The organism is Mucilaginibacter sp. 21P (assembly GCF_019331605.1).
GTDB classification, from domain to species: Bacteria; Bacteroidota; Bacteroidia; order Sphingobacteriales; family Sphingobacteriaceae; genus Mucilaginibacter; species Mucilaginibacter achroorhodeus.
The window spans coordinates 3,055,733-3,076,785 of sequence record NZ_CP063061.1 but is presented as its reverse complement, the minus strand read 5'-3'; the positions used below and the strand labels follow the sequence as shown (position 1 = coordinate 3,076,785).

General features: G+C 44.3%; 20 protein-coding genes. 9 read left to right on the top strand and 11 right to left on the bottom strand.

All coding sequences use genetic code 11. From position 1 onward, the window contains the following. Positions 1-16: 16 nt before the first annotated feature. The 3 genes from INP83_RS13835 to INP83_RS13825 all read right to left on the bottom strand — a co-directional run bounded on the left by INP83_RS13835 (position 17) and on the right by INP83_RS13825 (position 2,975). A complete protein-coding gene (locus INP83_RS13835) occupies positions 17-1,669 on the bottom strand; it encodes a HAMP domain-containing sensor histidine kinase (RefSeq protein ID WP_219124706.1) in 1,653 nt (550 codons plus the stop codon). 28 nt (positions 1,670-1,697) lie between these two features. Continuing rightward, on the bottom strand, positions 1,698-2,153 hold the full coding sequence (locus INP83_RS13830; protein WP_219124705.1) for a hypothetical protein: 456 nt from the start codon (positions 2,151-2,153) through the stop codon (positions 1,698-1,700). Positions 2,154-2,258: 105 nt separating this feature from the next. After that, entirely contained in the window at positions 2,259-2,975 is a 717-nt protein-coding gene (locus INP83_RS13825; protein ID WP_219124704.1) for a LytTR family DNA-binding domain-containing protein, read from the bottom strand. A 311-nt stretch (positions 2,976-3,286) separates the two neighbouring features. Between INP83_RS13825 and INP83_RS13820 the strand changes: the two genes are divergently transcribed. Together INP83_RS13820 and INP83_RS13815 are read left to right on the top strand one after the other, a co-directional pair. Then, the gene (locus INP83_RS13820; RefSeq protein WP_219124703.1) at positions 3,287-4,531 is read left to right on the top strand and encodes an MFS transporter; all 1,245 of its coding nucleotides are present in this window, start codon (positions 3,287-3,289) and stop codon (positions 4,529-4,531) included. A 2-nt stretch (positions 4,532-4,533) separates the two neighbouring features. Further along, entirely contained in the window at positions 4,534-5,787 is a 1,254-nt protein-coding gene (locus INP83_RS13815; RefSeq protein WP_219124702.1) for an arsenic transporter, read from the top strand. Between the two features lie 11 nt (positions 5,788-5,798). Here the strand turns inward: INP83_RS13815 and INP83_RS13810 are convergent, their stop codons facing one another. From INP83_RS13810 to INP83_RS13795, 4 genes are all read right to left on the bottom strand, one after another. Then, positions 5,799-7,133: a putative sensor domain DACNV-containing protein gene (locus INP83_RS13810; RefSeq protein WP_219124701.1), complete on the bottom strand. Its 1,335-nt coding sequence runs from the start codon at positions 7,131-7,133 to the stop codon at positions 5,799-5,801. 161 nt (positions 7,134-7,294) lie between these two features. Beyond that, on the bottom strand, positions 7,295-8,635 hold the full coding sequence (locus tag INP83_RS13805; RefSeq protein ID WP_219124700.1) for a paraquat-inducible protein A: 1,341 nt from the start codon (positions 8,633-8,635) through the stop codon (positions 7,295-7,297). Between the two features lie 16 nt (positions 8,636-8,651). Beyond that, positions 8,652-9,965, bottom strand: coding sequence for a paraquat-inducible protein A (locus INP83_RS13800; RefSeq protein ID WP_255563158.1), 1,314 nt, complete (start codon positions 9,963-9,965; stop codon positions 8,652-8,654). 112 nt (positions 9,966-10,077) lie between these two features. Next, positions 10,078-10,575 (bottom strand): DUF4385 domain-containing protein, encoded by a 498-nt coding sequence (locus INP83_RS13795; protein ID WP_255563157.1) that lies wholly within the window; start codon positions 10,573-10,575, stop codon positions 10,078-10,080. 105 nt (positions 10,576-10,680) lie between these two features. On the opposite strand from INP83_RS13795, the gene INP83_RS13790 reads away from it, so the two are divergent. Both INP83_RS13790 and INP83_RS13785 read left to right on the top strand, forming a co-directional pair. Next, positions 10,681-11,583: a metallophosphoesterase gene (locus INP83_RS13790; RefSeq protein WP_219124699.1), complete on the top strand. Its 903-nt coding sequence runs from the start codon at positions 10,681-10,683 to the stop codon at positions 11,581-11,583. A gap of 45 nt (positions 11,584-11,628) precedes the next feature. Continuing rightward, positions 11,629-12,204, top strand: coding sequence for a TlpA disulfide reductase family protein (locus tag INP83_RS13785; RefSeq protein WP_219124698.1), 576 nt, complete (start codon positions 11,629-11,631; stop codon positions 12,202-12,204). A 103-nt stretch (positions 12,205-12,307) separates the two neighbouring features. Here the strand turns inward: INP83_RS13785 and INP83_RS13780 are convergent, their stop codons facing one another. Then, positions 12,308-12,709, bottom strand: coding sequence for a response regulator (locus tag INP83_RS13780; protein ID WP_219124697.1), 402 nt, complete (start codon positions 12,707-12,709; stop codon positions 12,308-12,310). A 317-nt stretch (positions 12,710-13,026) separates the two neighbouring features. Here INP83_RS13780 and INP83_RS13775 point away from each other — a divergent pair, with 317 nt between their 5' ends. After that, positions 13,027-13,299: a CHC2 zinc finger domain-containing protein gene (locus tag INP83_RS13775; RefSeq protein WP_219124696.1), complete on the top strand. Its 273-nt coding sequence runs from the start codon at positions 13,027-13,029 to the stop codon at positions 13,297-13,299. 20 nt (positions 13,300-13,319) lie between these two features. On the opposite strand, the gene INP83_RS13770 is transcribed toward INP83_RS13775, so the two are convergent. Both INP83_RS13770 and INP83_RS13765 read right to left on the bottom strand, forming a co-directional pair. Then, on the bottom strand, positions 13,320-14,213 hold the full coding sequence (locus tag INP83_RS13770) for a glycoside hydrolase family 25 protein (protein ID WP_219124695.1): 894 nt from the start codon (positions 14,211-14,213) through the stop codon (positions 13,320-13,322). A 429-nt stretch (positions 14,214-14,642) separates the two neighbouring features. Further along, a complete protein-coding gene (locus INP83_RS13765; protein ID WP_146272167.1) occupies positions 14,643-16,790 on the bottom strand; it encodes a GH92 family glycosyl hydrolase in 2,148 nt (715 codons plus the stop codon). An 80-nt stretch (positions 16,791-16,870) separates the two neighbouring features. Between INP83_RS13765 and INP83_RS13760 the strand changes: the two genes are divergently transcribed. After that, positions 16,871-17,062, top strand: coding sequence for a hypothetical protein (locus INP83_RS13760; protein WP_146272166.1), 192 nt, complete (start codon positions 16,871-16,873; stop codon positions 17,060-17,062). 139 nt (positions 17,063-17,201) lie between these two features. On the opposite strand, the gene uxuA is transcribed toward INP83_RS13760, so the two are convergent. Next, complete coding sequence (gene uxuA, locus INP83_RS13755) at positions 17,202-18,389, bottom strand: mannonate dehydratase (protein ID WP_219124694.1); 1,188 nt, start codon at positions 18,387-18,389, stop codon at positions 17,202-17,204. 156 nt (positions 18,390-18,545) lie between these two features. Here uxuA and INP83_RS13750 point away from each other — a divergent pair, with 156 nt between their 5' ends. The 3 genes from INP83_RS13750 to INP83_RS13740 are packed head-to-tail and all read left to right on the top strand — an operon-like array spanning position 18,546 to position 21,044. Then, positions 18,546-19,361: an SDR family oxidoreductase gene (locus INP83_RS13750; RefSeq protein ID WP_219124693.1), complete on the top strand. Its 816-nt coding sequence runs from the start codon at positions 18,546-18,548 to the stop codon at positions 19,359-19,361. An 11-nt stretch (positions 19,362-19,372) separates the two neighbouring features. Continuing rightward, positions 19,373-20,392, top strand: coding sequence for a sugar kinase (locus INP83_RS13745; RefSeq protein WP_219124692.1), 1,020 nt, complete (start codon positions 19,373-19,375; stop codon positions 20,390-20,392). Further along, on the top strand, positions 20,382-21,044 hold the full coding sequence (locus INP83_RS13740) for a bifunctional 4-hydroxy-2-oxoglutarate aldolase/2-dehydro-3-deoxy-phosphogluconate aldolase (protein ID WP_219124691.1): 663 nt from the start codon (positions 20,382-20,384) through the stop codon (positions 21,042-21,044). Before INP83_RS13745 ends, INP83_RS13740 begins: the two co-directional genes overlap by 11 nt. Positions 21,045-21,053: the final 9 nt, after the last annotated feature.

Below are 21,053 nucleotides of genomic sequence, written 5' to 3'. Positions count from 1 at the left end.
AAAATATGTATATCCTTCAATCTCCCTGATAAGGTATTGAAAAACTTATCGTCGTTCCCTCGCCATAAGTGCTGGTGAGACTGATCTCGCCGCCCTGGTTTCGTATCATTTCTCTGCAGAGGTATAAGCCAAGTCCGGTGCCTGGTTTGTGGCCCGCAGCCTGGTAGTAAGGTGTAAATAGTTTTGCCTGCTCCTCCTGCGGGATGCCTGCCCCGGTGTCTTTTACTTCTACGTTTAAGACAAGTTCTTTAGTTAATTGGCTATTAACTGTAATGCCTCCTTTTTCAGTATACTTTAAGGCGTTACTAAGCAGGTTCAGCATTACCTGTTTCAATTTAAAACCATCACCGTTAACGGTTGCAAACACACCATCCTGCTGATTAAAAGAAAGTTGGAGTCCTTTGTTTTCTGCCATAAAGCGCATGGCATCAACCGCATCTGCAATGGCATCACCGGGTACAAAAGGGCCGCTTTTACGGGTTTGTGCATAGCCCTGCTCCAGCTTGCTTACATCCAGCACGTTGTTAACCGTTTCTAAAATTAAGCCTGATGCCAGGTTGATGTTATTGATCCGCTGCTCCTGCTGCGTGGTTAGCTCGGTGCGTTTAAGTGTGAAAACGCTGCCGTTTATAGCCATAAGCTTATTCCTGATCTCGTGGCTCATGATAGCCAGTATCTCCGATTTTTGGCTGGCCAGCTTTACGGCCCTCTTGCTTTCAACTAACAACCGACGTTCTGCCCAGGCAGCACGACGCACGTAGATGAAAAGCATAAAAATAAATACAAGCATGGCAACAGTTGCCACGCCCGAAAAGGTGTTTAGATCACGGGCAGCAGATGAATAAGCCTTTAACGTAGCCTCGCGATTTTGCTGATAGGCCATCCGGTCAATATCATCCAGTTGGGTTATCAAATGCCTTAAACCTGTTAACAGGTTCAGATTAGCTAAAACCAATGCCTGGGCTGACTGGGCAATGCGACCGTATTGTGAACTCAACTCGGTAAGTAGTCCGCTTGCATCCTTACCCGCAATACTGGTTGTAGTATTTGATTTTTGCTTAAGTGTGATAACTTTAACAGATTGCGTAGGCTGAAACGCCTCTCTTAATCGTTTTAAAAGGCTTTTATTGGTTGTTTCCTTGTGTGTAGAAACAATTGAATCAATTTTACTTTCTTTGGTACGGGTGCGGGCAATTACAACAGGTTTACCGCGTAATTTATCTACGGTAGTTACCTTAACCAGTGAATCAAAACTTTTGCGCAGCTCAAAAACCTGCGCCGTTAACTGCATCTTATCCTGCAATATCTTGGCTAACCGCATACTGCTTTGCGGCAGATCTGTTTTTTGGCCTTTTTGATACCTGTCAATAATCGCAGATATCTCTTTGAAGATAGCAGTTGTTTTGTTGTGATAATCCTGCAGCTGACCAACGTCACCAGTACTGCTTGCCTTTTGAAAGCTGTTCTCCGCCAGGTCGAGATCAAGCAATAGAGCACTTATCCGGGAGTTTGAAGAAGGCTGTTTTAGCTGTGCGCTTAAACTATCCAGCTTAACTGTTATGGTATGGCGCAAAATAAATGAGCCAACCGTAACAATTAAGCTGAACAGTAAGAATATAAATACCACACGGTTTATTAAGCCGCCGATGTTACCACGTGTTGTTGCCATGCTTAGATGGCATTACAACAGGCATAACCTAATTAAGGTTTGCATCTGTGCTTTTCTGTGCCTCATCCAGCTTGGCTTTTAACTTTTCGATATCCTCGTTAAGGTCTTTTATTTTTTTTTGATCTTTCTCTACCTTTTCAGCTGCATCTTCTGCATCGCTGGTTTCGTTGGCAGCTTTTTTAGCGGCTTTGGCAGCCTTTTTTGCATCGCCGGCATCACCACCAACTGCGTACACGGCTGCTTTGCGATTTTTTTCCTGAGCCTTGTTAGATTTTACAGAAGCTTCCTCGGCTGCTGCCTGTTCTTCAGGTAGTCGCTCTTGTATCTTAGCGAGTTCCTGCTGAAGGTCTGTAAGCTTTTTGTTTAATTTAAGTATCTGCTGATTAAGCTTAGCCGAATCGTTTTTAGCATAAAGTTCACCGTTACCGGCATAACAGGCTACAGAAAACACCATTGCTAAAGTTGCAGTAATAATCTTTTTCATAGTTGTTCATTTTAAAATTTACTCAAATGAACATCAGCGGGAAAAATTAACAAAACCTGTTCGACGGAAACCCAAGCATGAACGACGAAATACACCCCGAAAACGTTAAAGCCATTCTTCAAAATGCTTGCGGAAAGCATCACGGTATTGCTCGGTAACCGGTATAGTTGTGTTCCCGATCTTAACTGTCATGTGCTGTATAGACTCTACTTTTGCAGGGTTGATGATAAACGAGCGGTGGATACGGATAAATCCGTGCGGTGTCAATTTATCTTCGATGGATTTAAGGGTGGATAAAGCGGTGATCATCCCGGTTGTAGTGAAAACTTTAATATAATCTTTAAAACTTTCCACGTAGAGTATATCAGCAATACCAACTCTTACCAGGGCATGCTCAACTTTTAAGAAAAGATGGTCGGTTAACGCTTCGGCAGGTTTAACTGCTTTGGAAATTGATAATGCTTTGGTTGCGGCCTTGTAAAAATCCGGGTATTGGAACGGCTTTACCAGATAATCGATCGCATCAACTTTGTAGCCGTCTAATGCATATTCTTTAGAACCGCTTATCAATATCACCTTTGGAATAGTGCCTGCACTGCCGTTCTTGAGCATACCGGCAAAGGTAACGCCATCAATACCCGGCAGATTGATATCCAAAATAAGAAGAGCAATACCACCATTGCTGAGGGTAGGCAAAGCTTCATCTGCGCTGTAAAAACTGCCGGCCAGATGCAGGAAAGCTGTTTGCCTTACCATATCACATACGTAGGCGTTTACTTCTTTATCATCATCTACCACCAGGCAGTTCAGCGTTTGTTCCATCAGGCTAAAATACAATTGTATACAATGTACCGCAATAGTTGGTGGAGAACTCGTCGGCCAAGGTGTGGATTCTGTCGTTCGTCATAAGCTCTCCGGCGAATACCCTGTTCTAACGGTATTAACCGCTCTATTTTTGCTGATGATAAACGAAAGTTTGTCTGGTGTATACCCCTCACTACTATAACATCCCGGGCAGGTGTGACGTTCACATCTGCCCTTTTTATGCAGAATTTAATAGCTAATAGCTATATTTCAAATTTCTGCAACTTTTATGTTACTCTGACGGTTATTTGGTTTTTAAAGATCACAGTATGTCATCAGTAGCCGTTCATAACCCCACACGCGCTAAAAAAACCAACGTTGGCGCATTATTAGAGGCGCTCAATTTTTTTATGGCCGATATGCAGGCCGGGATAGGCCCATTTTTGGGTATTTTCCTGCTTGCACACCAATGGAAAAGCGGGGCCATAGGCACCGTAATGAGCCTCGGCGGCATAGCCGGTGTGCTGGTTACCATCCCTGCGGGTGCTCTTATCGATCAGACTAAGAAGAAAAAGCTCTACGTTATTATTCCCGGCGTATGTACGGTGCTGGCATCGGCAGTCATACTGCTATCGCAGGATTTCTGGATAGTAGGCCTATCGCAGGTTGCAACAGCCATTGCAGGTGCCGCAATAGTACCGGCTGTAATGGCCATAACTTTGGGCATTGTAAAACAAAAAGGCTTTAACCGGCAAAATGGCCGTAACCAGGCCTGGAACCATGCCGGTAACATGGTTGGAGCAGGTTTATCAGGTTTATTGGGAATGCTTTATGGGATGCATGCCATCTTCTACCTATCGGCTGCTTTTGGTGTAATGTCCATAATTATCGTGTGCACCATCCCATCTAAGTCCATTGATGACCGCGCCGCACGTGGCATAAAAAATGGCGACGAGGGTGATAAAGCAAGCCAGTTTAAAGCGTTGTTTGAATGCAAACCACTGTTATTACTTGCCGCGGCATTGGCCTGTTTCCACCTTGGTAATGGTGCTATGCTGCCCTTATACGGCTTGGGGGCGGCAAGCCAGAATAACGGCAATGCCTCTATGTTTGTGGCCATGACCATTGTGATAGCGCAACTGGTAATGATAGGCGCATCAATTGTTGCCATGAAAATGGCTGATAAACAAGGCTACTGGCTGGTAATATTTCTGTCCTTCCTGGCATTGCCCGTCAGGGGACTGATAGCATCCTACCTGAATTATCATATCGGGCTTTACCCTGTTCAAATGCTTGATGGTATTGGGGCCGGTTTGCAAAGTGTTGCCGTCCCCGGCCTGGTGGCGCGCATACTCAATGGCACCGGGCGTATAAACGTTGGCCAGGGCGCGGTGATGACGGTGCAGGGCGTAGGAGCGGCACTAAGCCCGGCTATTGGCGGGTGGCTGGCCCAGGAAACAGGCTTTAAACCGGCGTTTATGATATTGGGCCTGTTTGCCGTAGTTTCGATAGTTATTTGGTTGGCTTACCGCACACAATTGCGTAAAGCTTGTGATAACGATTGTATTTCATAAACATGAACCATTACATCATTTGGGCAATTTCAATAGTTGCAATTGCCGGCGTTATCATCAGGCCTTTTAAACTTCCGGAAGCGGTTTGGGCAGTAGCCGGCGCTTTGATATTGTTTATCACTGGTTTGATCTCGTTTAAAACCGTAACAACAGGCGTTGGCAAAGGCACTGACGTTTATCTTTTCCTTAGCGGGATGATGCTTTTGTCTGAAGCCGCCCGTGAAGAAAAACTTTTCGACTGGATAGCTTCTTATACGGTAAGGGCCTCCCGAGGATCCGCTGAGCGACTGTTCCTGCTTATATTTGTAGCCGGTACGGTTGTTACCGCTTTACTCTCCAACGATGCCACGGCAGTTGTGCTTACGCCGGCGGTTATTGCATCGTGCCAGGCTGCGGGTGTTAAAAATAACCTGCCCTATTTGCTTATTTGCGCCTTTGTTGCAAATGCTGCGTCTTTCCTGCTTCCGATATCAAACCCTGCCAACCTGGTTATCTATCAAAAAGAACTGCCATCGCTGTTAACCTGGCTGGGGCATTTCTTGCTGCCGTCAATCGTGGTTATCGTACTTACTTACGTGGTGCTTAAAAGGCTGCAGAATAAATCACTGAAAGAAACTTTTGAATCTGACCTACCCCAACCTGTGCTTAGCAAAACAGGTAAACTTGCACTTTACGGCATCATATTAACCATTGTTGTTTTATTAACCTGTTCTGCGCTGGATATTCAATTAGGCTGGCCAACCTTTATCACCGGTTTATTATGTACCGTCCTCATCAGCATTACTTCAAAAAAATCGATGGGTGTTTTTTTGAAACAGGTTTCGTGGGGGGTGCTGGCGTTGGTTGCAGGGCTTTTTGTTATAGTAGAAGCACTTACGCAAACCGGTGTAACACATATGCTTGCTGACGCGATGTTTGGCAATGCCGCCGGACACGATAAAACTGCATCTTTCTTGACCGGTAGTGGTTTAGCCGTAGCCTGTAATTTGGTGAATAACCTGCCTGCCGGTTTAATTGCCGGTGAGATCTCGCAGATGTCTCATATATCAGATCTGATCCGTAAGGCGATATTGATAGGCATCGACCTTGGGCCAAACTTATCTGTAACCGGTTCGCTTGCCACCATTTTATGGCTTAACGCCTTACGACGTGAAAACATCAACGTTACTGCTATGCAATTTTTAAAGTATGGTGTATTTGTAATGCTGATACCGCTGATAGCCGTGTTATTGCTGTTGCCTTACATCAGCTTTTAAATACGATAAAATCAACGTTTAATGGCACTAACCTTGAGTTTGCGGCTCTTTAAAAATTGCTGCGTTTTGATGTTTTCCCACATGATGAGCTTTTCCTCTATGCGGTAAAACGCCCTGATGTCACCATCTTGCGAAACTACCAGGCCCAGGCTGCCCGGATGATTCCAGCAGTAGCCTATCATTGACCTGTGGCGTGTGCCAAAGTGATTAGGGTCTGCCGGAATAAGTGATTTAGGCGTTGCAGTGGCCGTAGGCGACACATAGATCTTCCTGGGCATTTTTTTGGATTTGAGCACACCGCCAAAGCCCTTTGATACCATATCGCGATCAAACACCAGCACCCCATCCACACAGGTATGCGATGCCAGGAAAGCGATGCAGCCCTTTATCTCATCGGCTATTTGTTGCCTGCAAAACAACGAGCGCGATTCTTCCTGATAGTGCTCTTTGGCAACAGACCTTTTCCCGGCTTCCAAATGTTCATCTATCAGCGTTTCTGCCACGTAATTATTTACGGTTTCGCGGGCAAACTTGCTGATAGCGATCTTTAGTCTATCGTAATGCACCTTGTATTTCAGGTCGATATCCTCTTCACTATCGGTTATCAGTATGCCGCCACCGTGGTGATAGTTTTGCACCCGTAACAACAAACGCGATAGGGTTTGGATCCATAAGCCATTGGCAAAGGTCTCCCAATCTTCAAAATCTTCTGCCGCATGGCTCTCTGCCAAAAAGGTTTTAAGATCATCCTTTAAATGCCCCGCGTTATCTTTTAATATCTTGGATACCGGCCCGATGGTGAAAACATCCAGATACCTGGCTATTAAAATGTTTTGTTTAAGTGTTGCCAGCAACTCATAATCAAACATCACATCAAGCGTCCCTATATCATTAACCAAAACCTGGAAAATACCGGGCTGCTCGGAGCCAAAATCAGATTCGTAATTTAAAAAGCTCTGATAATGCAGCATTTGGTCTATCATCCCCCAGATGTACAGTTTACCGCTATCATCGTAATAAACGGCAAGTGAAGTGGTAGACGGGTCTGCTGCCTTTGATAGCTTTACAATATTTTTAACAGTAAACTCGGTGCGTTTATCAAACTTTATTACACTCCAGCGTTCGGCAACTGGGTTTTTAGGCGGGCGGGGATCGGGATTATTGGGATCGATCAGCGTAACAGTCACTTTTACAAGATCACTTTCCTCTGTTCGCATGCTGGCAAAGAAAACGCACTCAAAAAGATCTTCGAGCACGGATAGTGTTGGTACAGGCAGCGCTAATTTACTGTGCCGCAGCTTCTCCATCACGTGCAGGGCCAGGTCTTTAGGTTTCGCGTTTGCCATTGGCATAATTAAGATATTAAAATTTGCGCCGGATACAGGCAGCATCGGTTAAGGTAGTAATTACCCTCGATAGTTATAACAGCATTTTTTAACAGTTGTAAAACTTAATTGTTCGGGCTTGTAATTTTACGCAGCATGCAACAGCGGAAGACCGGAGAAAATTACGCTTCAGTTGCTTGAGCACGTGGCACAGTTGTTTTGCCGGTAATGCGCTTTAATATTTGTTTGAGCACCGTTTCATAAACAACGTATGCCACAAATATCAAATAACCCGGCTGCAAACCGGTTTGGTTAACAGTACTTACGTTATAAGAAGCGCTGTGCATGTTAAGTCCTGATAACTGACTTTGTAGAATGCCGTTAAGACCAATATAGGTCATGAGGATACCTACCACCATTACATCCGCAATATTCCACTTTCCCGACTCGAGCGCAAGGTAGCGTACCACTTTATTTTCAGACAAACGCTGATTACCTGACACATACATACCTGTTGCAATTAATATAAGCACCGGAAGGATAACAACAAATAATAACAGCAAAATACCCACTGCAATGGCATCGGGTTTAGGCTGGCTAAGCAGCACCCAAATGATCTCCATGATACTTTTGTTTTGGTAAAACAGCACCTGGTTGGTAAAGCCTATCTTCTCGCCAAGCAACATAAAATCAAGCGAACTTATCCGCGCATCTACTTCTATGATAGAAGCCGTTACCCCAACCGCAAGCAGCACAAATGCTATACACAACGATAGCACAAACAAAGTAGTCCTGAGATGGACAGCGTTACGCAACAACCACCACAACAGCAATGCAAATACCACGCAGCCAAACATGGCATATGCATACCGGTATATCAAAGCCGTCATTTCCTTGGCCTCTTTATCTAACTGTTTGTTAAATTGCTCCACATTTGTTACCCGGTATTTGCGGAACATGAATTTAGTTAGGGTAGTATGCGCTTCGGCTGTGCTATCATAAGTTTGACGGCTTAGCTGGCCTATTTTGCTTGTAACTATTCCTTTTAATCTTTTTGTGCTGGTGGGACTGTTTACTTTGGTAACAATGGTTCGCGCGAAGCCCGGCACCTGCGCACGGATGTCGTCAACATCTACAACCGCGTTAAAAGCCAGCTTTTTAAGTTTACCGCCCAATGATTTTTGCGGCTTATTAAACTCAGCAACGGTAGATGTTACCAGTCCGTTCAATTGCTTTTCAACTGCGGCCTGCATTTGCTGCTTTTGTTTCCGGGTCATTTTGTACTCGGTAACCTGGCTATCCACCACCCCTACAATCTTATCGCGCCATTGATCAACTGAGAAAATCCCGAACGTGATATTATTGATAGCGCTGTAATCCTCTTTAAGCTGTTCCTGGCGTTTAGACAGTACATCAACCCAATAGCCACAAAAAACCTCTACCGCTAAAAGCAATATAAGCCCGGCAGCAAGCAGGATGTTAGCCCTTTTGCTGTCAGCAGAAATATGTTTAGCGTTGGTCATTCGTAATTATAATAAGTTAATGCGCGTCGTGCGGTGTTATAAATTTCAATATGGTTGATAGTATCAAACCGTAAACAACAAAGCTGATGAATATGATGTAGCCTGGTTGCAAAGCGGTATTATTTGTGGTGATGATGGTAAGCGGCTCACTCTGGATATCCAGCATAGCTAACTGGCTTTGCAGCAAACCGTTCAGTCCGATAAATACCATCAAAATAGCGATCACGATAACATCGGCCATACTCCACTTCCCAGATTGGAAAGCAAAGTATTTGATAAACCTGTTCTCGGCAATTTTCTTTTTGCTGAGCAAGTGTATCCCTGTTGAAGATAATTTCATTACCGGGAACAGGATACTGAAAACAAGGATGAGGATACCCACTGCTATAGAATCGGGCTTGGGTTGTTTTACCAGCACCTCTACCACATCCAATATACTTTTACTTTGGAAGAACAGCACCTGGTCTTTAAATGTCACATGTTCGCCCAACAGCACAAAATCCAGCGAGCCTATCCGGGCATCTACTTCTAACATTGACGCAGTAAGGCCTACACCTAATAAGATAAATGCAAACAGTAACGACATGATGAACAATGCCACATGCAGTTCGGTGCGTTTACGTAGCAACCACCACAATAACAACACAAATATCACACAGCCCAACATCACGAATGAATAGTTATACATCCGTGTTCTTATCTCGCTTAAAGATGTGTTTAGCTTTTTGTTGAGAATATCCTGACTCTTTACATGATATTTTTTGAAAGCCACGTTCATGATAGAATCCTTAACAGAAAGTGTGCTATCTACATAAGCGCTCTGCTCAAGTACGGCAACTTTGCCCAATGCCAGCTTGCTTAGCTGTTTTTTATTGTTAGGATTATCAGCCTGGGAAATTATTTTCTTGGCGAAAGCCGGCACCTGGGCTTTAATGTCATCAGTATTTACAAAGGTTTTTATTGCAAACTTTTTAAGCTTGCCACCCAATGATTTAGGCGGACGGTTGAGGATACCCTCTGCCTTGTTGATCAACGCCATAATGATCTGCTCAACCTCTTTCTGCAGATCTTTACGCTGTTGTTTGGTCATCTCAAAATGCCTCACCTGGTGGTTGATGATGCCTTTTATGTCGTCCTTCCATTGGTCTACTGAGAATAGGCCAAGCGTAATGTTATTAACGTTTGAGTAATCTGTTTTAATTTCTTCCTGCTGTTTTGAGAGTTCGTGCAGGCGCCAACCGGCATAACCCTCAACACAAAGCAATGCAGCCAACCCGAATATAAGCAGGAGGTTATAAAGCGTTTTTTGTTTTGAGGTTTGCGTTTTCAAGTTAATGAAGATTAGCAGGTTTTTGGTTGATAACTTTATAAAAGATTAAATGTTTTAGTAGTTAAGCATAACCTCACTCTTTTTATGCGGATAGATCGACGTTTATGAGCCTTCAACCGTATTTCTTTTTCCAATCCCGTTTTTGTATGGTATAGCTTTCATTCGCTTCGGCGGCTTTCCATTTGTCGTAAAATATCTTAGCGGCTTCTGCTTTCGCGGTTTCACCTGTTCCCCGTTCTAATTGCTGGTAGTTGTGGTCGGCATCATATTTTTTGCCGCCTTTGTAGTTTGCGTACCTCCGGGCGCGGGTGTAACCCATTTGCAAATATTTACGACTCATATCTGCGCCAACAAAGTCGCCTTTGGCAAGGTATTGTTCAAACAGTTCAAATATCTTATCACTGCTTTCGCGGGCTATCTCAGGTGTCTTGAATCGCCAGTATTTCCCTATTTCGCTTTTGTAAGGTTCGCATATTAAAACACCTTGTTCTCCCTTGCCTACCCTGTATATTTCCGGGTGCTTCCGGTAATCTACGTCAGGCTTCCATGGATAGCTGTTATTATCAAAATCAAGATAGCTTGGGCGTGGCATGATGTGGGAACGTATCACTACGTTAAAAGTTCATCTGATAATTAACACTCGCTCCGAAAGAGATCACGTAAAATCCAACAAGCCCCTTAACGCCTAATTAATACACATAAGCTACCTTGCGGTATGGACAGAAGAATAGCACTCAAGTCAATAGGCGCGGGTTTATTAGCACCCGCATTAGCAAAAGCAAATATCAACAGTACCGCAAAACCGGTAATGCGCATAGCTCATATCACCGATGTGCATTTGAAAGACCAGTTTGGCGCACCTGCTAAGTTTGCGCGATGCCTGCATCACCTGCAGAAACAAACACCGAAGGTTGACCTGATCCTGAACGGCGGCGATATAGTTTTTGACATGAATAAGGAGCAGCTCAGCACTATCGACGCGCAGTGGAAACTATATAAAGGCATCATCCAAAATAATTGCAGCCTGCCTGTTAAGTACTGCCTTGGCAACCACGACATTTGGTGGCAGGAAGATAAAAAAGATCTGTCTGTGTATGGTAAGCAATATGCCATGGCCCAGTTGCAGCTTACAAAACCTTATTACAGCTTTATTCAAAACGGTTGGAAGTTTATCATTTTAGATAGCGTACACCTGGATATTGATGGCACCTGGTACATTGGTAAGTTAGGCGACGAGCAGTTTAATTGGCTGGAGAGTGAACTGCAGCAAACCGATGCAAAAATGCCGGTGCTGGTGATGTCGCACATCCCGATATTAACGGCAACTAACCTGATCGATGATCATGTGGTGAACAAATGGGTGATGCTTGGTGGTGATATGCATACCGATACAGCTAAGATCATTTCGCTGTTTTATAAACATCCAAACGTTAAGCTTTGCCTCAGCGGGCACATTCATCTGCGCGAAAAACTGGTTTATAACAATATAACCTACATTTGTGATGGTGCAGTGAGCGGCGCATGGTGGGAAGGTAACCGCCGCGAAACCCTTCCGGGTTATGGGCTGATAGACCTTTATGCCGATGGCAGCTTTAAAGAAAAATACATAATATACTAATACTCCATTTTGCTACGTTTGTGGGTATAATAGTACCCCTATTATATGGAGAAGAAAAAGAGCGTTAAGTATCTATACAACGCTATATTTGCAAGCCTGCTTTTGGCTATATTGTTTGTACCGCCCGTTAAGATATTGGTGATAAGAGGCTTGATGAAGATAGGGCTTTTTAGCCCGGATATTAAGCAAACCGGAAACACTGCAGGGCTACCTGCTATTAGCATTGAATATCCGGACAGGAAAAAAAGGGAACTGACCGATTTTAAAGGTAAGGTAATTTTCATCAACTTTTGGGCTACCTGGTGCCCTCCGTGTATTGCAGAAATGCCGGCTATCGATCAGTTGCATGAGCAGTTAAAGGCTGATACCAACATTATTTTCCTGATGATAGATGCCGACCATAATTTTGGAAAATCCATACCTTTTATTCAAAAACATGGCTATGGTTTACCGCTGGCACAGGCAAATTCTTATGTACCCGATAATATATTGGGCAGTGCACTGCCAACTACCGTTGTGTTTGATAAAACCGGCAAAATGGTTTTCAGGCACGAGGGTATGGCCGATTACAGCGATGATAAATTTGCAAAGTATATAAAGCAGCTGGCGAATGCAAAATGATCATATTTAGCTGATGACGTAAATTGATCTGCGGTTAAGTCGCTTTCCGGCAAAACAAGATAAACCAAGAATCACCTGGCTCAACAAAAATTTTGTTATCAGGTTATTCCGGCTCGTGCAGTGCTTCAGTATGCTTACCCGAGCGGCTGTTCACCAGTTGGTTAGTTACATCTATTAACTCCGTAAGATCAAAAGGTTTTGGCATAAATTTGTCGCAGCCATAGTCGCCAAGCGACTGAAGCACTTTGGGATAAGCCGACATGATGATCACCGGAATGTGTTTAGACGCATCAGCCGATTTGATCTGGTGGCAGATATCTCCACCGTTTATTCCTTCCAATAAGTAATCTATGATAACAATATCGAATTGTTCTTTAGCAAGTGTTTGCTCGTAACCATCACTGTCAATCAACGTTACAGTATCATACCCCTCATAACTCAGAGCTTCCTGAATAACGTCCAGCACATCGTGGTCATTATCAATTATCAATATCCTCTTACCCATTACTTTCCCTTAACACTTAAATTTAAATACCGGTTTACAATCATAATACCTGTATTAACAGGTTTTTGGCGAGAAGGCGATGTAAGCCAACGCTGAGCTCAGTAGTTGTGAAACTTTTCGGACTACTATCAGTGGCCTTACAAATGCCTTTTTACTTTTTATTCCCAATAAAACCAAGTAGCCCAGGTTATTGTTTTAATTAAACCATCTTCTCAATAGAAAAACAGGCATACCTGGCGTTTATCATGCACAAATCATTTTCCAAAATGCTGTTGCCAAAAAAAAGCGTCTTTAGTATGTTTGGGCATCAATTTTTAATGATGACTGATAAGCTGAACCTGGTAGAAATTGTCTCTAAACACGTGCTTTTACAACAAAGCCGCAAGGCTTTAAAAGGACGCTGCCCTTTCCATAAAGATGAAACCACATCGTTAATGGTGATACCTGCAAGTAACGTTTTTAAATGCTTTGGCTGCGGCGTTGAAGGCGGACCAATAGAATTTTTAATGCACCTTGAAGGTAAGAGCCGTAATGAAATTGTAGGCAAGCTTGCCCAAAAAAGTTTCCCGAAAGAAAAGATGGCTTATTAAGGATCGGCTAAGCTTTGGGCTTAATCTTTCTCTTTTTTAACCAGCATTTTTTGCAGCGATAAACTATCGCCTTTAAACACGTCGAAATCAACCGTGTGGCCTATGCCGTTAATATGGCCGGTTTCAGAGTGTTGCCAAAAGCGCCAGTTTGCATTGCCGAGCACTTTTAATTTTGGCTGGTTGTAATGTGCTATCCAAAGCGGGTAATCATCAAAATGCCCGCGCAGGTAATCGTTATAAAAACTAATGCCTGTGTAGATAAGGGGCTGAACGCCAGTTTTTGATTCTATGAACAAAACATAATCCTTAAGCTCTTTGCGCATAGCCTCCGGCGATTTGCCATCAAGCCGTTCAATATCAACCACTGGCGGCAGGTCGCCGCTTTCAACCTGTACATTCTGCAAAAAGAAACGCGCCTGCCACAGGCCATTTTTTTTAGGGCGAAAGAAATGATAAGCGCCGCAGCGCATCCCCACTTTAGCCGCCTCGCGCCAGTTACGTTTAAAATAAGGGTCTACGGTCAGTAATCCTTCTGTTGCTTTGATGAACGCAAAACGCACGCTTACTCCATCCTCACGCATAGTGCTCACCTTTTGCCAATCTATCTTGCCCTGTGCGTACGAAACATCAATCCCATGTATGCTGTAACCCTCGGGTATGGCTATGCCGAAGCTTTTGTAAACCCGGCCCGATGCTGGCGTACCCAGATCCTCAAACCAGCGCCAGGTAGATGAGAATAGCTTAAACACGTAACCATAGTAAAACGGCGAGAACAAAATTGCAAATGCCAGCACTGCGATATACCACTTAAGATAAGCATAACCACCCTGGCTTTTTTTCTTTTTACGGCTTACAGGTTTACGCTTTACCGGCGAAGTTTTTTTAGCGGGTGTTCTTTTTTGAGGAGCAGGCACGTGCAAATATAGGGCGTGCGGATGGAGTTTAAACCTATTAAAGTTACAAAGTTGAGCAGCTTTAGCTTAAAGTTTAAATTTCCTCCCTTGGGTGGGGTATGTTGATTGTAGCAATGGCAGGGAGGGGCTTATTCGCTTGTAGAAACCCCTCCCTGCTTTTCACGCACGTACCTGCCCACCCCTCCCCAAGGAGGGAATGAAAATTCAATACCACAGCAACTGGCGATCTTGGATATATCATTTTCAGAAGATATATGTTATTTACACAGTACAAATCAAATGCAGCACTATTCCCTCCCTTGGGAGGGGTGCGGCGGCTAATGCGTAAAGGCAGGGAGGGGTTTCATTGCGTGGCTAACCCCATCCTTACCCCCTCCCAAGGGAGGGAATCCCCAATTACCGCTGCTATCTACATTATCCTCGCCTGCCTTACCTTGTTACCACTTCAATTGTACCACCTGTTTTAAACAGGCTATGGGGTACAAAGTAGCCTTTGATGGATTTACCGTTAACTTTAATGTCTTTTAGGTTGCGGCTTTTGCCCGGTTTTTTTATGGTGAGCACTTTGCCGTTGCTTGTTGTCCATTTCACTTCATCAAATAACGGAACGGTAACCAGATATTGCGGATCAGTTGCAGAAAAGGTGTATAAACCCAATGAGGTTAGCACGTACCATGACGACATCTCACCTGCATCATCCATTCCGCTCAATTCCAAACCTTCTTTACCGATGCCGTAAAGATTTTTCATGATGTAATCCAGCTTTCGTTGAGATTTCTCCGGTTTGCCTACGAAGTAATAGGCAAACGGCGCTTCATGATCTGGTTGGTTTCCCTGGCAGTACTGGCCTATCATGGTCTCTACGTTACGGGCTTTGTACTCGGGGTTCCATGGTACGGTGAACAGTGAATCCAATTTAGCCTCAAATTTCTTTTTACCTCCGTAAAGTTCTACCAGGCCGGGCATATCATGCGGTGCATAGAATGAAACCTGCCAGGCATTAGCCTCGCGGAACATGTATTCATAATACGGGTATTGCGGATTGAAGTTTTGGATCCACTCGCCGTTTGGCTGCCTGCCGCGCATAAAGTTTACGCGCTTATCAAACACATTTTTGTAGTTTTTAGAGCGGGCCATTAGTATGCGGTAATTAGCCGTATCGCCTAAAGCCTTGGCCAATTGCGCAACGGAATAATCATCATAAGCATACTCCAGGGTTTTTGATACGGATGCTTTTCCTTTTGTCTCAACGTTAGGGTTTGGCTGCTCCGGTTCGGCAATGTATCCGTTCTTGATATACTCGCTGATGAACGGACGTGTACCGCCCTCGATGTTAGCATTACGCAGCAACAAGCGGTAAGTATCTTTGATATCAAAATCGGTTATGCCGCGCAGGTAAGCACCTGCGATAGATGATGCAGCATGGTCGCCATGGAAAAAGGTGGGGATAAAGCCCGTTTTATCGCCATGATCTTTAAGGGATTTGATCACATCCGTAGTAACCTTTGGAAAAAGCAACCCCAACAAAACATCCTTGTTACGATAAGTATCCCAAAGCGACGGATCTGTATAGTAACGGAAATCGCCTTTCACTACTTGCTTTTTAACATCGGTGTACTCGCCGTTAGCATCACTTCTTAAACAAGGCCACAGCAGTGAGCGGTACAGCGATGAATAAAACATACGCCTATCTTTTTCCTCTCCCCCTTTAACTTGTATTTTGGCTAAGGTATTTTCCCAGATGTTGGCGGCATCTGTACGCACCTGCTCAAACGTTTTGTTGCCTAACTCTTGCTCCAGGTTTAGCTTAGCGTTAGCCATGCTCACAAACGATAGACCTATTTTAACCTCAACGGGCCCTTTGCTTTGGTTGCTGATGTGTGCCAGGGCATAACCATCACGCTTGCCTTCGTTGCGTTTCTCTACGCTATCTATCTTACTGTTTACAACGGCGTAAAAGTAGATCACTTCGCCAACGTTCTGGTAGCCTTGCAGGGCATTACCAACTTGCTCTATTTTCCAATCGTTAACCCTGTTGTTGGCTTTAGCAAGGTCAAATAATATACTTCGGTCTGTATTGCTGTCAAACTCGTAACGGTGAAAGCCGGCACGTAAGGTTGATGTAAGGCTCACGTTTACTTTTTGATCATTAAGATAAACCCGATAAAACCCCGGCGAAGCACTTTCTTTTTGATGGCTAAAGTGAGAGCTAAATTTGCCGCCTTTACCGCTAACAGGCATCAGTGGCACGTTGCAAAGGTTCCAATGGCCTTTATTTGTATGGGTAAAGCCTAAAATGGTATCGTCCTCATATTGGTAACCTGCACCTGATCCGTATTGGGTAATAGGGCTCAATTGTACCATGGCATTTGGCAATGCACTGCCGGGGAAAGTTAAGCCAGCCCATGAGCGCCAGTCTTTAGGTAATTCGTAGCCCAATATTTTAGGGTCGTTCATAGGCGCGGTGCCAATGAAGGTATTTACATACGAACTAAGTTTTCTTTGCTGTGCCTTCAAAGTTGTTGCAGACGTTAGCAGCAGGGCCACCGCCAATTTTAAGGTAGTACTGTTTCTCATTATAAAGGTTTATAATAGTAAGATGTTTAAAAGACAGTTATCCCCCAAAAACAATTGCCTTAATAGTTGATTTTATTAATATGAGCAAACAGCACAAAACCATACCGAACGAACCCGAGGAGATGCCGGCGCACATTGAAGGCCCGGAAATAACCCGGCCCGGAGACCCGAAAACGCCTGAGATACCTAAGGAAGCGCCCGATGATATACCATCCGAGATCATACCCGAGCCAAATAAAGACCGGGACGATGGCACTGTGCATCCCGGGTAAAAGCACTGACAAAAGTTGATCTGTAAACTTTTTTCAGGACGGTTCGAGTCTATCAGCGTTCACCAGTGTTCACGGTGTTCACAAGTGTTCATGCCGTGAACGTGAACGCTTATTGGGTAAAATCACATAAAATACTGTATTACAGATCAAAAGCTCTTTTAATACCCAATTCCAAACCTCTCAGCTCTGCCAGCCCGCGCAGTCTACCGATAGCAGAGTAACCCGGATTGGTGGTCTTGTGGAGGTCGTCCAGCATCTTGTGCCCATGATCGGGCCTGAAGGGCATGCGCGTATCCTTACGACCTTCCGTAATGCGTTTCTTTCGTTCTTCAAGTAAAGCTTTCATCACCTCATACATATCTACATCCCCGGCAAGGTGATCTGCTTCGTAAAAATTGCCAAATTCATCGCGTTTGGTGCTGCGCAAATGTATAAAGTGTATGCGATCAGCCAGGCGCTTTACCATAGCGGGTAAGTCGTTACTTTCAATTACACCGAACGAACCGGTGCAAAAGGTGAGTCCGTTGTGGCGGCTATCTACCGCGTTATAAATGTCAATTATATCCTGCTGGTTGCTCACTACTCGGGGCATTCCCAATATATTGTAAGGCGGGTCATCCGGGTGGATGCACATCAACACCCCTGCCTGCTCCGCAGCGGGGATCACCTGCTTTAAAAAGTAGAAAAGATTGGATTTCAGCGTAGCGGCGTCAATACCATCATAAGCGGCCAGTACTTTCAAAAACTGTTCTAAAGTATAGCCTTCCTCTGCCCCCGGCAGCCCGGCAATGATATTTTTGCTGACGAGCCTTTTTCCTTCTTCGCTTAATTCATCAAAATATCTTTGAGCGCATTCCCGGATGGCTTCTGGATAGCTTGTGGCAGCGTTTGGCCGCTTTAATATATGGATATCAAAAGCCGCAAAATGGCTCATATCAAACCGTAAGGCTGTAGAACCATCGGGCATGCGATACTCCAGATCGGTACGCGTCCAATCCAGAACAGGCATAAAATTGTAACAAACGATATCGATACCGCACTGCCCCAGGTTAAGCAGTGATTGTTTGTAATTTTCGATGTAGCGTTCAAATTGTCCTGTGCGCTTTTTGATATCCTCATGCACCGGCACACTCTCCACTACCGACCATGTTAAACCGGCGGCTTCTATCTCGTTCTTACGCTTAAGTATTTCAGCTACAGGCCAAACTTCTCCGTTAGGGATATGGTGCAAAGCAGTAACCACACCGGTTGCCCCTGCCTGTTTAACATCACTTAAAGAAACCGCATCATGAGGGCCGTACCAGCGCCAGGTTTGTTCTAAACTCATACCGTAAATAACAAAATTAATTACTCATATGCATCATCGAAAAAATTGAACAAAAATCTGTTTGCTTTTTCATTTTAGCCTGCATTATACTACATTGCCATCCTAAGGCATTATAACCTTACCAAACGGTTAAGCATCGTATAAGCCAATACACCTATGAACAATTCATTTTCGCTTGACGGGAAAGTTATAATAGTTACCGGCGGCACCGGCATTTTAGGCAACGCTTTTATTAACGGCATTGTTGAAGCAGGTGGTGCAGTTGGCGTCCTGGGCCGCAATAAACAGGTTGCCGACGAGCGTGCTGCAGCTATTAATGCAAAAGGCGGCAAAGCTATCGCCCTCATTGCAGATGCGCTTGATGAAGCAGCGCTTACACAAGCCAAAACGCAGATATTAGATAAATTTGGCCGCATAGATGGCCTGGTTAATGGCGCAGGCGGCAATATGCCCGCAGGCGTTATACAGCCTGATGAAGATATTTTTAAGATGAATATCGATGGCATGAAAAAAGTGCTGGATATTAATCTTTGGGGCACCATCCTCCCTACGCAGATATTTGGTGAGGCCATCGCACAAACAGGCAAAGGCAGCATAGTCAATATATCTTCCATGAATTCAAAACAGGCTGTTACCAAGGTATTGGGTTATAATATGGGTAAAGCAGCCGTTGACTGCTACACTGAGTGGTTCGCCGTTGAACTGGCCAACCGTTATGGCGATGCTATCCGCATGAATGCCCTGGCTCCAGGATTTTTCCTCACTGAACAAAACCGTAACTTGTTGACCACGCCTGATGGCGGCTATACCTCCAGAGGCGAATCAGTGATCCGTAAAACACCTTTTAAAAGGTTTGGCCATCCGGATGAGTTGATAGGCGCTTTGGTATGGTTGCTTAGCGATGCATCGGCATTTGTAACGGGCTCCATGATATGCGTTGATGGTGGTTTCTCGATTTTTAGCGGAGTTTAATAATTGGTTTTATGACGGGGAAAGTCTTAACATTCGGCGAGTTATTGCTCAGGTTTTGCCCTGACGCGGACGGACAATGGTTAGCCACTAACACCATGCCTTTCCATGTTGGTGGTGCGGAGCTTAATGTTGCTACAGCACTCGCTATATGGAACATACCCGTTAAATACTTTACCGCCTTGCCAGACAATGGCCTTACCGATCAGTTACTCACTTACCTGCAAAAGCGGGGCATCGATATTACCGCCATTTCAAAAAGTGATGGTCGTTTGGGTACTTTTTACCTGACCAAAGGCAAGGATATGAAGCACGATGCCGTGATATACGACCGTGCCGGCTCGTCCTTCGCTAAACTGAACGTTGGGAATGTTAATTGGGATGAGATTCTGCAGGATGTTAGCTGGTTTCATTTCAGCGCTATTTGCCCTGCGCTAAGCCAGGAAGCAACAGAGCTGTGTGAAGAAGCGCTTAAAACTGCGTCTGAACGAGGTATTTACATATCTGTTGATCTTAACTACCGGGCTAAGCTTTGGCAATATGGCAAGCAACCTATTGAGGTGATGCCGCAACTCGCTAAATATTGCGATCTGATAATGGGTAATGTGTGGGCTGCGGAAAAACTTTTAGGCATACCCGTTTTAGGCGACATCCACGAGTCGGGGCAGAAAAGTATCTATCTTAAGGAGGGTTTACGTTCATCTGAAGATGTAATCAAAGCATTTCCTAAGTGCAAGGTGGTAGCCAATACCTTCCGGTTTGATCAACAGGATGGCATCAACTACTACACATCCATTTATGCCGATGGCGAATTTCACAGCTCTGCAACCTACAATGCCGATAACGTAATTGACAAAGTTGGCAGCGGCGATTGCTTTATGGCCGGTTTGATATACGGCATTTATAATCAATCGACTTATAAGGAAACCTTAGACTTTGCAACCGCAGCGGCATTTGCAAAGCTTTTTATTGAAGGCGATGCTACAACAAGCACCGTTGACGATATAATAAACACTATCCGGTATGAAATCTAAACAGGAAATTACTGATGCTATAATCACACAAGGCATGTTGCCCCTTTTTTATCATGCCGATAAGCAGGTAAGTTTAGATGTGGTAAGAACACTTTACAAAGCAGGCATACGGGTTATTGAATACACCAACAGAGGTGAGGCTGCACTGGAGAACTTTAAAGCCTTAAAACAGTTGCAGCAAACAGAACTACAAGACCTCATATTGGGGATAGGCACCATTAAAACTCCGCAGGACTTTGATGATTACGCCTTTGCCGGAGCTGATTTTTTTATATCGCCGGTGGTTGCAGAAGAAGTGGGTCATTTAGCTATCACGAATAATTATTTGTGGATACCGGGTTGTATGACACCTACTGAAATAGACAAAGTTGCCCGTTATTATGATGTTTCGTTTGTGAAATTATTTCCTGCAAATGTTTTGGGGCCGGGCTTTGTATCATCAGTAAAGGAACTATTCCCCGGTGTTAAGATGATGCCTACAGGCGGTGTTGATATGAGTGCCGAAAACATTTCTTCGTGGTTTAAAGCTGGTGTTGTAGCGGTTGGGATGGGTAGTAAACTGATAAGCCCGCAACTGTTAAATGAGAAGAATTATAACCAATTATATACCGATACCCTGCACGCTTTAGAACTGGTTAAAGGAGCAAGGTAACGCAACCTT

Bases quoted from the DNA above. Each gene is read 5' to 3' on its own strand.
- INP83_RS13835 (WP_219124706.1), bottom strand. From the start codon at position 1,669: ATGGCAACAACACGTGGTAACATCGGCGGCTTAATAAACCGTGTGGTA.
- INP83_RS13830 (WP_219124705.1), bottom strand. From the start codon at position 2,153: ATGAAAAAGATTATTACTGCAACTTTAGCAATGGTGTTTTCTGTAGCC.
- INP83_RS13825 (WP_219124704.1), bottom strand. From the start codon at position 2,975: ATGGAACAAACGCTGAACTGCCTGGTGGTAGATGATGATAAAGAAGTA.
- INP83_RS13820 (WP_219124703.1), top strand. From the start codon at position 3,287: ATGTCATCAGTAGCCGTTCATAACCCCACACGCGCTAAAAAAACCAAC.
- INP83_RS13815 (WP_219124702.1), top strand. From the start codon at position 4,534: ATGAACCATTACATCATTTGGGCAATTTCAATAGTTGCAATTGCCGGC.
- INP83_RS13810 (WP_219124701.1), bottom strand. From the start codon at position 7,133: ATGGCAAACGCGAAACCTAAAGACCTGGCCCTGCACGTGATGGAGAAG.
- INP83_RS13805 (WP_219124700.1), bottom strand. From the start codon at position 8,635: ATGACCAACGCTAAACATATTTCTGCTGACAGCAAAAGGGCTAACATC.
- INP83_RS13790 (WP_219124699.1), top strand. From the start codon at position 10,681: ATGGACAGAAGAATAGCACTCAAGTCAATAGGCGCGGGTTTATTAGCA.
- INP83_RS13785 (WP_219124698.1), top strand. From the start codon at position 11,629: ATGGAGAAGAAAAAGAGCGTTAAGTATCTATACAACGCTATATTTGCA.
- INP83_RS13780 (WP_219124697.1), bottom strand. From the start codon at position 12,709: ATGGGTAAGAGGATATTGATAATTGATAATGACCACGATGTGCTGGAC.
- INP83_RS13775 (WP_219124696.1), top strand. From the start codon at position 13,027: ATGATGACTGATAAGCTGAACCTGGTAGAAATTGTCTCTAAACACGTG.
- INP83_RS13765 (WP_146272167.1), bottom strand. From the start codon at position 16,790: ATGAGAAACAGTACTACCTTAAAATTGGCGGTGGCCCTGCTGCTAACG.
- INP83_RS13760 (WP_146272166.1), top strand. From the start codon at position 16,871: ATGAGCAAACAGCACAAAACCATACCGAACGAACCCGAGGAGATGCCG.
- uxuA (WP_219124694.1), bottom strand. From the start codon at position 18,389: ATGAGTTTAGAACAAACCTGGCGCTGGTACGGCCCTCATGATGCGGTT.
- INP83_RS13750 (WP_219124693.1), top strand. From the start codon at position 18,546: ATGAACAATTCATTTTCGCTTGACGGGAAAGTTATAATAGTTACCGGC.
- INP83_RS13745 (WP_219124692.1), top strand. From the start codon at position 19,373: ATGACGGGGAAAGTCTTAACATTCGGCGAGTTATTGCTCAGGTTTTGC.
- INP83_RS13740 (WP_219124691.1), top strand. From the start codon at position 20,382: ATGAAATCTAAACAGGAAATTACTGATGCTATAATCACACAAGGCATG.